The 13,833-nt window shown below is 67.5% G+C and carries 11 protein-coding genes; 8 read left to right on the forward strand and 3 right to left on the reverse strand.

Annotated features, from left to right (window positions below):
* The first annotated feature begins 180 nt into the window (after nt 1-180).
* The gene (locus CFR72_RS01335; protein WP_110912380.1) at nt 181-1,866 is read left to right on the forward strand and encodes an NAD(P)/FAD-dependent oxidoreductase; all 1,686 of its coding nucleotides are present in this window, start codon (nt 181-183) and stop codon (nt 1,864-1,866) included.
* Nucleotides 1,867-2,041: 175 nt separating this feature from the next.
* Here the strand turns inward: CFR72_RS01335 and CFR72_RS01340 are convergent, their stop codons facing one another.
* Entirely contained in the window at nt 2,042-4,315 is a 2,274-nt protein-coding gene (locus CFR72_RS01340) for a primosomal protein N' (RefSeq protein ID WP_110912281.1), read from the reverse strand.
* Nucleotides 4,316-4,426: 111 nt separating this feature from the next.
* On the opposite strand from CFR72_RS01340, the gene CFR72_RS01345 reads away from it, so the two are divergent.
* The 3 genes from CFR72_RS01345 to CFR72_RS01355 are packed head-to-tail and all read left to right on the forward strand — an operon-like array spanning nt 4,427 to nt 7,422.
* Complete coding sequence (locus CFR72_RS01345; RefSeq protein ID WP_110912381.1) at nt 4,427-5,401, forward strand: tyrosine recombinase XerC; 975 nt, start codon at nt 4,427-4,429, stop codon at nt 5,399-5,401.
* Nucleotides 5,402-5,437: 36 nt separating this feature from the next.
* On the forward strand, nt 5,438-6,397 hold the full coding sequence (gene pip, locus CFR72_RS01350) for a prolyl aminopeptidase (RefSeq protein WP_110912282.1): 960 nt from the start codon (nt 5,438-5,440) through the stop codon (nt 6,395-6,397).
* A gap of 56 nt (nt 6,398-6,453) precedes the next feature.
* A complete protein-coding gene (locus CFR72_RS01355; RefSeq protein WP_233045319.1) occupies nt 6,454-7,422 on the forward strand; it encodes a retroviral-like aspartic protease family protein in 969 nt (322 codons plus the stop codon).
* 175 nt (nt 7,423-7,597) lie between these two features.
* Here the strand turns inward: CFR72_RS01355 and CFR72_RS01360 are convergent, their stop codons facing one another.
* Entirely contained in the window at nt 7,598-8,095 is a 498-nt protein-coding gene (locus CFR72_RS01360) for a hypothetical protein (RefSeq protein WP_110912283.1), read from the reverse strand.
* A gap of 73 nt (nt 8,096-8,168) precedes the next feature.
* On the reverse strand, nt 8,169-8,507 hold the full coding sequence (locus CFR72_RS01365; RefSeq protein WP_110912284.1) for a P-II family nitrogen regulator: 339 nt from the start codon (nt 8,505-8,507) through the stop codon (nt 8,169-8,171).
* A 263-nt stretch (nt 8,508-8,770) separates the two neighbouring features.
* Here CFR72_RS01365 and CFR72_RS01370 point away from each other — a divergent pair, with 263 nt between their 5' ends.
* The 4 genes from CFR72_RS01370 to CFR72_RS01385 all read left to right on the forward strand — a co-directional run bounded on the left by CFR72_RS01370 (nt 8,771) and on the right by CFR72_RS01385 (nt 13,679).
* A complete protein-coding gene (locus tag CFR72_RS01370) occupies nt 8,771-9,994 on the forward strand; it encodes a UbiH/UbiF/VisC/COQ6 family ubiquinone biosynthesis hydroxylase (protein WP_110912382.1) in 1,224 nt (407 codons plus the stop codon).
* 84 nt (nt 9,995-10,078) lie between these two features.
* The gene (gene cysE / locus CFR72_RS01375) at nt 10,079-10,915 is read left to right on the forward strand and encodes a serine O-acetyltransferase (protein ID WP_244182118.1); all 837 of its coding nucleotides are present in this window, start codon (nt 10,079-10,081) and stop codon (nt 10,913-10,915) included.
* Entirely contained in the window at nt 10,915-12,183 is a 1,269-nt protein-coding gene (locus CFR72_RS01380; protein WP_110912286.1) for a TIGR03862 family flavoprotein, read from the forward strand. Before cysE ends, CFR72_RS01380 begins: the two co-directional genes overlap by 1 nt.
* Entirely contained in the window at nt 12,180-13,679 is a 1,500-nt protein-coding gene (locus tag CFR72_RS01385; RefSeq protein WP_110912287.1) for an ATP-binding protein, read from the forward strand. The genes CFR72_RS01380 and CFR72_RS01385 overlap by 4 nt, the downstream gene beginning before the upstream one ends.
* Nucleotides 13,680-13,833: the final 154 nt, after the last annotated feature.

The raw sequence follows: 13,833 nt of genomic DNA on the forward strand, positions 1-13,833 counted from the left end.
GTGTGGCACGCGTGGGTCGCGCATGCCATGCCACGGAATGCGCCACGGTGCCCTCGCCCCATCCGGGTCGGCATGATATGGCAGGCGCGCCGCACACGGGCAATGGGTGATTGCACGTCACCTGCCCATTCATGTCATGTCCCCTGCCGGAGCGTCATCGTGTCGATGGACCCTTTCCCGATGATCAGACTTACCGAACTGCGCCTGCCCCTTGGCCATGACCGCGAGACGCTGGAGAAGGCCATCGTCGAACGCCTTGGCATCGCCCCGGACGCACTGGAGGGGTTCGGGGTCTTCCGCCGTGGCCATGACGCGCGCCGGCGCGGGCGGATCATGCTGGTCTATACCCTTGACTGCCGGGTGCGTGACGCGGATGCGGTGCTGGCGGCGCATGCGGGTGACCGCAATGTCGCCCCCACGCCCGATACGCGCTATCGCTTCTGTATCGAGGACGGGCCGCAGATTGCCTCCCGGCCGGACTACAGCCGTCCCGTCGTGATCGGGGCCGGGCCGTGCGGCTTCATGGCGGCGCTGGTGCTGGCGCAGATGGGCCTGCGTCCGATCATCCTCGAACGGGGCAAGGTGGTGCGCGAACGCACCGTCGATACGTTCGCACTGTGGCGCAAGTCCATCCTCGATCCCGAAAGCAACGTGCAGTTCGGCGAAGGCGGCGCGGGCACGTTTTCCGACGGGAAGCTCTATAGCCGTGTCAGCGACCCGCGCCATTACGGGCGCAAGGTGCTGGAAGAGTTCGTGCGTGCCGGCGCGCCGGAGGAAATCCTCTACCTCTCCCACCCGCATGTCGGCACGTTCCGCCTTGTCTCCATGGTGGAGCATATCCGTGCGGAGATCGAGGCGCTGGGCGGGGAATACCGTTTTGGCGCGCATGTGGACGAACTGCTGGTGGAGCAGGGGGCGGACGGCGCGCGGCAGGTCGTGGGCGTGCGTCTGGGCGATGGGGAGGTCATCGCGGCCAGGCATGTCATCCTCGCCATCGGGCATAGCGCGCGTGACACCTTCGCCAGCCTGCATGCCAGCGGGGTGGAGATGCAGGCCAAGCCCTTTTCCATCGGCGTGCGCATCGAACATCCGCAATCGGTCATCGACGTCGCGCGCTATGGCACCCGTACGCCGGACCCCGCGCTGGGGGCGGCGGATTATTCCCTGTCCTATCAGGCTTCCAATGGCCGTTCGGTCTATTCCTTCTGCATGTGTCCCGGCGGCACGGTCGTCGCCGCCACGTCGGAGGAGGGACAGGTCGTCACCAATGGCATGAGCCAGTATTCCCGCGCCGAACGCAACGCCAATGCCGGCATCGTGGTGGGCGTGTCGCCGGAGGTGGACTACCCCGGCGGGCCGCTGGCGGGAATCGCGTTCCAGCGCCACTGGGAACGCCAGGCGTTCCTTGCCGGTGGCGGGCGCTATTTCGCCCCGGCGCAGACGGTGGGCGATTTTCTGGCCGGTCGTCCTTCGACCTCGCTGGGGGCGGTCACGCCCTCCTACCGTCCCGGCGTGACGCCGACCGACCTCGCCACCTGCCTGCCGGATTTCGTGGTCACGGCATTGCGTGAGGCGCTGCCGTCCTTCGACCGGAAGCTTGACGGGTTTTCCATGAATGACGCGGTCATGACGGGGGTGGAAACGCGCACCTCCTCCCCCCTGCGCATCCCGCGCGGTGCGGACTGGCAGAGCGTCAATACACGCGGTCTCTATCCCGCGGGCGAGGGGGCGGGTTACGCCGGTGGCATCCTGTCGGCGGGGATCGATGGCATCCGCGTGGCGGAGGCCGTGGCCCTGTCGCTGGCGGGGCGTCCGGTGGACGGACTGGTGCGCAAGGGGATGATGCAGGCGTCGGAGGCGCGGTAGGGGTTTTCGAAGCTTTTTGGAAAAAAGCTTCACCAAAAAACTTTTATCAGTGCTTCGCGCGGCATCGTGCGGGCAGGTGTTCCGGGAACAATGTCCCTGCCAGCCCGTAAGCCCTTTGAGGAATTAAAGTCTTTTTGCTTCTTTTTCTTCAGAAAAAGAAGACCTTTGCCCCACTCTACAGAAACGAAATCGGATCAATATCCACATCCACCCGCGCCCCGCGTTCGGGTTTCACGCGCGACAGCCATTCGCGCATGATCGGCTGGACCGGGATGTTGCGCCGCGCGCGCAGCAGCAGGCGCTGCCGGTGGCGGCCGCGCAGGATGGCAAGCGGTGCTGGCGCCGGCCCCAGCACCTGCACGCCCTCCAGACGCGGTGCCTCCTGCCCCAGCGCGCGGGCGGTCGCGTCGGCGGCTTCGGGTGTGTCCGCGCTGACGATCAGGGCGACGAGGCGGCCGAAGGGCGGCCAGAAGCCGGGACGGCGCTGTTCGGCCTCCTGCTCCATGAAGCTTGCGAAATCGCCGGAGACGAGCGCCTCCATCACCGGATGTTCGGGGACGTAGCTCTGCAGCAGGACATGGCCCTGGGCCTCCGCCCGGCCCGCGCGGCCCGCTACCTGATGCAGAAGCTGCACCGTGCGTTCGGCGGCCCGCAGGTCCCCCCCGCCAAGGCCGAGGTCCGCATCGACGATGCCCACCACCGTCAGGTGCGGGAAATGCCATCCCTTGGCGACGATCTGCGTGCCGATCACCAGGTCGATCTCGCGCCGGGCGATGCGTTCGACCGCATCCGCCGTGGCGGCGGGACCGTGGAGCGTATCGCTCGCCATCACAAGGATACGCGCGTCGGGGAAGGTGGCGCGTGCCTCCTCGGTAATGCGTTCGACGCCGGGGCCTATGGGGGTCAGGCTGTCCTCGGCATTGCATGAGGGGCAGGCGGGGGGCATCGGTTCGTTATGCCCGCAATGGTGGCACGTCAGGATGCGGCGCGCGCGGTGTTCCACCAGCCACGCGGTGCAGTTGGGGCACTGCATCCGGTGCCCGCAGGTCCGGCACAGCGTCAGCGGCGCATAGCCCCGGCGGTTGAGGAACAGCATCGCCTGTTCCTGCCGCCCGATCGCGTCCTCGATCGCCCTAGTCAGCACGGGGGAGAGGAACAGCCCGCGTTCGGGCGGGTCGGCGCGCATGTCGAGTGCCCGCACCTGCGGCATGGACGCATTGCCGTGGCGTGCGCCAAGCCGCAGGTGGCGGTAACGCCCCGCGCCGACATTGGCCAGTGTCTCCAGGCTTGGCGTGGCGGAGACCAGCATGATGGGGGCGGCATCCATGCGTGCGCGCACCACGGCCATGTCGCGCGCGTTGTAGGTCACGCCCTCCTCCTGCTTGAAGGAGGTCTCGTGTTCCTCGTCCACGATGATGAGGCCAAGGCGCGCGAACGGCAGGAACAGCGCCGAGCGCGCACCGACCACCACGCGCGCCGTGCCGTCGGCCACGGCCCGCCATGTCACGCGCCGCAACCGCGCGCCAAGGTCGGAATGCCACAATGCGGGCTGCGTGCCGAAACGCCGCGCGAAACGCCCGGTCCATTGCGAGGACAGCGCGATTTCGGGCAGCAGCACCAGCACCTGCTGTCCCTTTTCAAGGCACGCGGCGATGGCCTCCATATAGATTTCGGTCTTGCCCGATCCCGTCACCCCCTCAAGCAGCGTGATCGAGAACTGGTCCTCCGCCACCGTGTCGCGCAGGGCGCGGGCCACGTCGGCCTGCTCGCCTTCCAGCACGTGGGGCGCGTGTGTGGGGTCGGGCGTGCCAAACGCGGGCGGTGCCGGCAGCACGACCTCGCGCAGGCAGCCTGCCTGCGCCAGCCCGCGCACGACACTGGCGCCGACCCCCGCCTGCTTCGCCAGTTCGGTGGTCGAAAGCGGCGTGCCCGTCCCCGCGACATCCAGGACCTTCTGCCGCGCGGGCGTCAGGCGCAGGTCGGCAGGGATATCGCCCGTCACCTGCCACCCGGCGGCGGGACGCGGGGCGGCGGCCATCGCATTGGCCCGCAGCGCCATGGCCAGCACCATGCCCGGTGGCGACAGGGTATAGGCCGCGACCCAGTCAATGAACCGGCGCAGCGCAGCGGGGATGGGCGGCAGGTCCAGACGCGCGCTGACCGCGCGCAGGCGGCCGGACGCGACAGTGGGCATGGGGGGCGTCATGAATTCGGGCGGCAGGCGCAGTTGCGCGTCCCACACCACGCCGGTTTCGGTGCGCCGGCCCAGTGGCACGGTGACGATATCGCCGGGTTGCAGGTCACCTGCGGGCGGCATGCGGTAATCCAGCGCGCCCGCGAAGGGCAGGGGCAGCATGACCCGTACCCGTTGTGGTGTATCGGGGGGCGTAGTACGGGACGCGCCCGGTTGCGACTCCAGCAGGTCAGGCGTGTGGTTGCGACGCGGCATGCGGGTTTTCTAGCGTCGTGGCGGGCGGATGTCTTGCCTGCTGTTGCATGGGGGGGCACATGGGATCATGAACGGATGTTGCAGCATCCGGCGCAAGGGGGACGACACGCCATGATGGCCATGCAGGCATGCGCATGTTTTCTGGACTGGATGGCGGATGAACGCCGTGCCTCTCCCCGCACGGTGGAGGCCTATCGCGGGGACCTTCACCGCTTCATCGAATTCCTTGGCACCCATATCGGGGGCGAGGTCGATGTGGCGGCGCTCGATACGCTCGGCCTTGCGGACCTGCGGGCATGGCTTGCGTTCGAACATGACCAGGCGCTGCGCCCGCGTCCGGGCCACCGTGTCACCACCCGCGACCGCGCGGCGCGCACGCGCGCACGACGGGTTTCGGCGCTGCGTTCCTTCTTCCGCTACCTCGCGCGGCATCATGGGGTGGACAATCCCGCGCCGACGCTGCTTGCGGCCCCACGGGTGAAGAAGACCCTGCCGCGCCCGCTGAACCATGAAGACGCGCTCGAAGTGCCGCAGGGTGTTGCGGAAATCGCGCATACGCCCATGGCACGCATGCGCGATGGGGCGCTGTTCCTGCTGCTGTATGGCTGTGGCCTGCGCATTTCGGAGGCACTGTCGCTCGACATTACCGACCTTGACCGTGCCATGGCGCTGGGCGGTGGGGCGGATGAAGGCGTGCTGCGCATCAAAGGCAAGGGTGGCAAGGAACGCATGGTGCCCATCCTGCCGGTGGTGGGACGTACCTTACGCGAATGGCGACGCCACCATCCCGCTCCCCTTGCCGGGGCCCCGCTGTTCCCCGGCGTGCGCGGTGGCCGCCTGCAACCCGCCGTGGCGCAGCGCGCGATGCGGGCATGGCGGCACATGGCGGGCCTGCCGGAACATGCAACCCCGCACGCGCTGCGTCATTCATTTGCAACGCACCTGATGGAGGGCGGCGCGGACCTGCGCGTGATCCAGGAACTGCTGGGCCATGCCAGCCTGTCCACGACGCAGCGTTATACCCTTGCCGACGAATCGCGGCTGCTTGACGTATGGAGCCGTGCCCATCCCCGCGCGCAGGTGTAGAAGTATCCCAGCAGGAACCCGGAGTTTCCCTCAGCCATGAACCAGTTCCCCCGCCAGCCCTATCCCCCCATCGACCCCTATGACCACGGATACCTCGATACCGGGGACGGGCACCGGGTCTATTGGGAACTGTGTGGCAATCCCGACGGGATTCCCGTCGTGTTCCTTCATGGCGGGCCGGGGGGCGGGTGTTCCGCGCTGCAACGGCGGATGTTCGACCCGACACGCTACCGCATCCTGCTGTTTGACCAGCGCGGATGCGGGCGCTCCAAGCCGCATGCCTCGCTGGAGCACAACACGACATGGCACCTTGTCGGCGATATCGAGCGCCTGCGCGAGATGACCGGCGTGAGCGCATGGATGGTGTTCGGCGGGTCATGGGGTTCGACGCTGGCGCTGGCCTATGCCCAGACGCACCCCGACCGGGTCACGGCACTGGTGCTGCGCGGGATCTTCACCCTGCGGCGGGCGGAGGTGCTGTGGTACTATCAGGAAGGCGCGTCATGGCTGTTCACCGACAAGTGGGAACGCTTCATCGCCCCGATCCCGCCGGAGGAGCGCAATGACCTGATCGGGGACTATCACCGGCGCCTGACGGGGCCGGATGAAGAGGAACGCAACCGCGCCGCACTGGCGTGGAGCCTGTGGGAAGGGGAGACGCTGACGCTGCTGCCGATGCCCGACATCGCGACGCAGCATGCCGACATCCGCTATGCCACCGCATTTTCACGGATCGAGAACCATTATTTCGTCCATGGCGGCTGGCTGGAGGAGGGGCAGTTGATCCGCGATGTCGGCCTGATCCGCGATATCCCGGCCGTGATCGTGCAGGGGCGTTATGACACCGCCACCCCCATGCGCACGGCATGGGACCTGCACCGTGCCTGGCCGGAGGCGACGTTCCAGCTGATCGACGCGGCGGGGCACGCCATGTCGGAACCGGGGATCATGTCGGCCCTGCTGGACGCAACGGATTCGTTTGCCGACCGGCTGTAGGAATGGCGGTGCTTCCTCCCGGCCGTCACCTGTCCTCATGGCGCGTCGTGGCCTGCATGTTCGTGCTGCCGTGCTGCCTGCAGGCGTGGCCTGCCCATGCGCAGGACGACGGGGCACGGCTGTGTTCGCGCCGCCATGTCGCGCAGGTGCCGCTGCGCAATGATGGCGGATACCTGTCGATTGTCGCGCAGGTGGCCGGGCGTGACCTCAGCCTGCTGGTGGATACGGGATCGGATGGCGGCCTGCTGACGCCCGAAATGGTGCATCGTCTGCGCCTTGGCCTCGACCCGGACCAGCAGACGGTGGTCCATGGGACGGGGGGCACGGCGCATGCCACGCCCAACGCCATCGTGCCCGACCTGCGCATCGGCGGGATCGATTTCGGCGTCATGTCCGCGCCGGTAGGCGTGCTGCCGGGACAGCCCATGATCACGCCGCCGATCGGGGGGCTGATCGGCGGGGATATCCTCTCACGCTTCGACCTCGACATGGATGTGCCCAACGGGCAACTGGGCCTGTGGGAGGTGCATGCGGATTCCATCGCCTGCGCGCAGCCCCCGGCATGGACGGGATGGTATGACACGCTGCCGCTGCAACGGCAGGAAAACCGCTTCATGCTGAGCGTGCGCATCAACGGGCAGCAGGTGATGGCGCTGCTCGACAGTGGCGCGCGCTCGCGCATTGTCTCGCCCCGGCTGGCCGCGCGCCTTGGCGTGCCCGCGCAGAAGCTCGAGACCGATCCCGGTGGCGTCACCAGCGGGATCGACGGGCATGAGGACGTCTATCACTGGCACCGTTTCGACAGCCTGCAGATCGGACACGAACTCGAACGCAATCCCGTCATGACGGTCGCCCCCCTGCGTGAAGGGCTGGAGATGCTGCTGGGTTCGGACTGGTTCGCGGCGCACCGGGTCTGGATTTCGTATGCGACCGGGCAGGCGTTTGTCAGGCCCGCGGCCAGCACGGCAGCGCCTGCCGTAAAGCATCCTGCGGCGGCGCCGGTGGTAAGCCACCCGCAGCCATGAGGGGTATGTGAAGGCGGAATGAAAGTTTTCGGGTGCGGCCTTTTTTTTGAAAAGGGCAGCGTTCTTTGAAGCTTTTTGAAAAAAGCTTCACCAAAAACTTTTGAACGATTGCACGCAGGTTTGCTGCGGGAGTTCATCCCGTCCCCGCATGGGAGGAGGACGGGATGAAGGGAAATCAGCCCTTCAGGTGGGCGTTGCACACGCTGTAATACCCGCCGCCACGCTGGATCCAGCGCAGGCCGCCATTGGCGTTGGTCGCCTTGTTCGCGTTGTACTGGTCAAGGCAGGTGTGCAGGCGGGCCTTGCCTGTCGCTTCCTTGGCGTATTTGGGTGAAACCGCGCTCGGCAGGGTGGCGTTCGTCGCGGCCGGTGCGGCGGTGCTTGCCGCAGCGGCGGGTGCGGCGGCGGGCTTGGGGGCTTCGGCGGGTGCGGCCGCAGGGGCGGTGGCCGGTGTCGCCGCCGTGGCCGGGGTGGCGGCGTCATCGCACTGCGCGGCCTTGAACGCCTTGTAGGTCTGTCCGTTCAGGGTGCCGGCGGTGCGGGCGGTCACGAATTTCTGGTGGCAGGATTTCGACGTTTCACGGGCATGTCCGGTGACGGGCGACAGGCTCAGTGCGGCCGGAAGTACAAGGGCCATGACGGCGGTCAGGCAGGCGCGGCGGGAAAAAATCATGAAAAATGGTCCTCCGGTATGATGGGGCAGGCTGTGATGAAAAGGATTGGGCGCCGCGCGGGGCGGGATGTGCCTAAAGCGCGCTGTCGCCGGTTTCACGGGTGCGGATGCGCACCACGCTTTCAAGGGGGGTGATGAAAATCTTGCCATCACCGATCTTGCCGGTGTTGGCGGCCTGCACGATGGTCTCGACCGTCTGTTCGACCAAGTCGTCGGGCACGGCGACCTCGATCTTGATCTTGGGCAGGAAGCTGACATGGTATTCCGCGCCGCGATAGATTTCGGTCTGTCCCTTCTGGCGGCCGAATCCCTTGACCTCCGACACCGTCAGGCCCTGGATTCCCAGCGGGGTCAGCGCCTCGCGCACGTCGTCGAGCTTGAAAGGCTTGATGATGGCTGTGACAAGCTTCATCTCACCATGTCTCCATTCCTGTCTTTGCGGGTGGGGCCAGTGTGTCGTTGTGCATCCGCATTCCTCCTATACCGCGAGTGTGAGAGACATGTCATCCGTCTTGCATCGCCTGTGCGTCGGTTGGCATCGGTGCGCAGCGTTTGGACAGCGGATGCGTTGCATGCCATATCTGCGTTGCATTGCGCGTGAACACCCCGGCGGGGCCTGCGGTTCCCCCGCGGCGGCCACTGATCAGGACAGAGACGAAGACCATGAGCGAACACATGACACCCCCCCCGCCCACCCAGGCGGACGCGATGGAGGTCGATGTCTGCATCGTGGGGGCAGGCCCGGTGGGCGCGACCCTTGCATGCCGCCTGGCGGTGGAGGGGATGCGCGTGGTCATCATCGACCGCGCCGCCCTGCCGCCGATGGAACATCCTGCCTTTGACGGTCGCGCCTATGCCATCGCGGCCGGGTCGCGCCGCCTGCTGGAGGCGGCGGGCGTGTGGCGGAACCTGCCGATGCCGTCATGCGACATCCGCGAAATCCGTGTCACCGATGGCCGTCCGGGGCAGCCGCCTTCGCCGCTGTTCCTCGAATTCGGGCGCGAGGATGCGACCGAGCCATTCGGTTCCATGATCGAGGCGCGTGCCCTGCGTGTCGCGCTGAACGCCACGCTGCACGCAACGCCCGGTGTCACCGTCCTTGCCCCGGACGAGGCCACGGTCGTGCGCCGGGCCGAAGGCGCGCTGGTGACGACACGCAGCGGGCGCACCATCTCCGCGCGCCTTGTCGTCGCGGCGGAGGGACGGCGCAGCCCCCTGCGCACGCAGGCCGGGATCGTGGTGACGCGCCTGCCGTACCACCAGTGCGGGATCGTGTGCGCCGTGGCCCATGAACGCCCGCATGAAGGCCGCGCGCTGGAACATTTCCTGCCCGCCGGCCCGTTCGCGCAACTGCCGATGGCGGGGACGGCGGAACATCCCAACCTGTCCGCGCTGGTCTGGACGGACGAAGAAAAGCTGGCCCACCGCCTTGCGGAACTGCCGGACGAGGCCTTTACCCACGAAATCCACCGGCGCATGGGCGACTGGCTGGGGGCCGTAACCCCGGTGGGACGGCGCTGGGTCTATCCGCTGTCGGCGCAGTATGCGCAGCGCTACATCGACACGCGCCTCGTGCTGGTGGGGGATTCGGCCCACGGGATCCATCCCATTGCCGGACAGGGGCTCAACCTTGGCTTCCGCGACGTGATCGCGCTGTCGGACATCCTGGCGGGCGTGCATGCGCGTGGTGGCGATGTGGGCGCGCCCGATGTCCTGCGCGATTACCAGGCGCGCTGCCGCCCGGCCAACATGCTGATGCTCGCGGCGACGGATGCGCTCGAACGGCTGTTTGGCAACGACAATCCCGTACTGCGCCTGGCGCGTGATATCGGGCTGGCGGGGGTGAACCGCATCACGCCGCTGCGCCGGGCGTTCGCGCGCCACGCCATGGGGCTGTAACGGGTCGCCTGCGCGTTTCGTGTTATCCTTTCGTCTTTCCTGAACGGACGCTCCGACATGTCTGAACGTCAATCCACCCCTCCCATGACCAACCACAGCCGCCCGCCGGTCCTGCCGCCCACGCTGTCGGGCATCGATATCGACGCCCTGTGGCATGAGATCGTCGAGGGGGCGTGCGGGTGCTGCGACCCGCTGGTCAAGGGCCTGCTGGCCACCGGGATCCGCAACCATGCGACCTTTGGCGCGGCCCTTGCGGCGCTGATCGGGCGCAAGCTGGACGATCGCGCCGTCGCGGACGATGCGCTGTCCGAACTGGTGACGGAGGTGTTCGCCGCCGATCCCGATATCGTTGCCGCCGCCGCCGCCGACCTTGTCGCCATCCGCGAACGCGATCCCGCGACGGGCAATTACGCGACGCCCTTCCTGTTCTTCAAGGGATACCACGCGGTGCAGAGCTATCGCGTCGCGCACTGGCTATGGAACAACGGGCGCGAATATCTTGCGCTGCACCTGCAAAGCCGGTCTTCGGAACTGTTTGCGGTGGACATCCACCCGGCCGCGCGCCTTGGGCGGCGCATCCTGTTCGACCATGGCACGGGCATCGTGATTGGCGAGACCTCGGTGCTGGAGGACGATGTCTACCTCCTGCAGGGGGTGACGCTGGGCGGCACGGGCAAGAACGTGGGCGACCGCCATCCCAAGGTGCGGCGCGGCGTGCTGATCGGGGCGGGGGCCAAGATCATGGGCAATATCGAGATCGGGGAAGGGGCGAAGATCGGCGCGGGGTCGATCGTCCTTGAATCGGTCGCACCCTATACCACCGTCGTCGGCAATCCCGCGCGCGCGGTGGGCACGCGCCATTCCTCGCTTCCGGCCTTTACCATGGACCAGATGCTTCCGCCGCTCGACTACATCATCTGATGGCGGGGCCCGGCGCGCGCGATACTGGCGGGGCGGATGTCGTCGTCGTGGGTGGCGGCCCGGCGGGCCTGTCGGCGGCGGAGGTCCTGTCCGCCGCCGGATGCCGCGTGTGTGTGCTGGAACAGCGCCCCACCGTGGGGCGGAAGTTCATGATGGCCGGGCGCGGCGGGCTGAACCTGACACATTCCGAACCGATGGCGCGTTTCATGGCGCGTTATGGCGTGGCGCGGCCCCACCTTGATGCCGCCCTTGCGGCCTTTGGTCCCGATGACATGCGTGCATGGGCGGCGGGACTGGGGCAGCCCTGCTATGTCGGCAGCAGCGGCCGGGTCTTTCCCGTCGCGATGAAGGCCTCCCCCCTGCTGCGGGCATGGATTGCGCGGCTGGAGGGGGCGGGCGTGCGGATCATGACGCGGCATCGCTGGCTTGGCTGGGACGCGGCGGGGCATGTCCGTGTCGCGGGGCCGGACGGGACGGAGGCCAGCCTGCACGCCGATGCGCTGGTGCTGGCGACGGGTGGGGCAAGCTGGGCGCGGCTGGGGGCCGATGGCGCATGGCGCGACATCGTGGCGGCGCGTGGCGTGGGCGTTGCCCCGTTCCGGCCCGCCAATTGCGGCTTTCGCATTCTCTGGTCCGACCTGATGCGTACCCGCTTCGAGGGCGCGCCCCTGCACGGGATCGCCCTGCGGATCGGCGATCTCTGCGCACGCGGGGAGGCCGTGGTCACCCGCAACGGGATCGAGGGCGGCGTGGTCTATGCCCTGTCCGCGCCCATCCGCGATGCGATTGCACGACAGGGACAGGCGCGCATCCATATCGACCTGCGTCCCGACATGGACATCGCGCAGGTGACGCAGCGTCTGGCGCGCGTGCGAGGACGCGAAAGCGTGTCGAATCTGCTGCGCAAGGCGCTGCGCCTGTCGCCGGTCATGCTCGCCCTCCTGCGCGAGGGGGCGGGCGTCAGCCTGCCGCGTGAACCGGGGGCGCTGGCGGCCCTGATCAAGGACGTGCCGCTGGTGGTGGAGGGGACGGATGACCTTGACCGGGCGATTTCGGTGGCCGGTGGCGTGCGCTGGGACGATGTGGACGCGCACCTGATGCTGCGCGCGCTGCCCGGCGTGTTCGTCGCGGGGGAAATGGTGGATTGGGAAGCGCCCACCGGCGGCTACCTGCTGCAGGCCTGCATTGCGATGGGGCGCTGGGCGGCGGATGGCGTGGTGCAATGGTTGCATGACACCCCCAAGGGGCTGTATCCGTCAGCGCCATGACGGTAGCGATCACGATTGGGGAGAGACGCGGGGCCACCGCAGGCGATGGCCCCGTCACGATGGACCTTGCGGAACTGCTGTCCACCCGCCTGCTGGTGCAGGGCAATTCCGGGTCGGGCAAGTCGCACCTGCTGCGCCGCCTGCTGGAACAGTCCGCGCGTCTGGTGCAGCAGGCGATCATCGACCCCGAAGGCGATTTCGTCAGCCTTGCCGACCGTTACGGCCATCTGGTCATCGACGCCGCCGAACATACCGAGGCCGCGCTGCAGGCGGCGGGCGAGCGCATGCGCGTGCATCGCGCCTCCGTCGTGCTGAACCTCGAAGGCGTGGATGCGGAGGTGCAGATGCGCCGGGCTGCCGCCTTCCTTGGCGGCATGTTCGAGGTGCCGCGCGAATACTGGTATCCCGTGGTCGTCGTGGTCGATGAGGCGCAGATGTTCGCCCCGGCGGCGGCGGGCGAGGTCTCGGACGAGGCCCGGCGCGCTTCCCTTGGCGCGATGACCAACCTGATGTGCCGCGGGCGCAAGCGCGGGCTTGCGGGCATCATCGCGACGCAGCGGCTGGCGAAACTGGCGAAGAATGTCGCGGCGGAGGCCTCCAATTTCCTGATGGGGCGCACCTTCCTCGATATCGACATGATGCGCGCCGCCGACCTGCTGGGCATGGAGCGCAGGCAGGCCGAAAGCTTCCGCGACCTTGAACGTGGCTGTTTCGTCGCCCTCGGCCCCGCCATCAGCCGCCGTCCGCTGGCGGTGCGGATCGGCCCGGTGGAAACCGAAAGCCGCTCGGCCGGGCCTGCCCTGATGCCGTTCGAACCCACCGCCCCGACCGAGGAAATCCGCGAACTGATCCTTACCCCCGTGCCGGAGCGTGAACTGCCCGCGCGTACGCCGCGTCCCGTGGCCCCGCCGCCCGACATCCTTGCGCAACTGGCGGCCCATGCGGATGTCGCCCGCGCGGAAGCCGAGGTGGAGGCACAGGCCACGCCCGAGATCGACCCCGCAGAACAGAAGCAGCGTTTCGCCGCGATCCTTGCCGACATATTGCAAGACGAGGAAGCAGGATTCCGTCCGGTCCATGTGCTGTATCAGGATTTCCTCGTGCGCTGCCGGATCGAGGGAATGGGACGTCAGGCGTTGGACATGCCGCGTTTCCGTCGCGCGCTGGCGACCGCGCGGGCCGGCGTGGATGCCCGCACGGCGCAGACTGATGTGTGGCAGCAGGCCGAACAGATGGCCTCCGCCCTGCCCGAAGACGTGCAGGGGATCTTCCTGCTGATTGCCCGCAGTGCGCTGGAAAAGCTGCCGTGCCCGTCGGATGCGACGATCGCGCGTGCCTATGGCACTCATTCGCTGGGCCGGGCGCGGCGGCAACTGGCGTATCTGGAGGAACAGAACGTCATCGTCCTGCGCATGGACGGGATGGGCCGACGCAGTGCCGTTATCGTCGGCCTTGGCTGGGAAACCGCACCGGCCCTGCCCGACGCACCCGCGTAAGGGAATGTCCTGAAAACATTCAGAAGTTTTTGGTGAAGCTTTTTCCAAAAAGCTTCGAAAGACGCCGCCTTTTTGAAAAAGATGGACCCCAAGAACTTTTTTTTGACTTTTCAGGGTTCACGGATATTTTCAGATCATATCCTGAAACCTGTAC

Origin of the sequence: Gluconacetobacter entanii (assembly GCF_003206495.1) — a bacterium.
GTDB classification, from domain to species: domain Bacteria; phylum Pseudomonadota; class Alphaproteobacteria; order Acetobacterales; family Acetobacteraceae; genus Novacetimonas; species Novacetimonas entanii.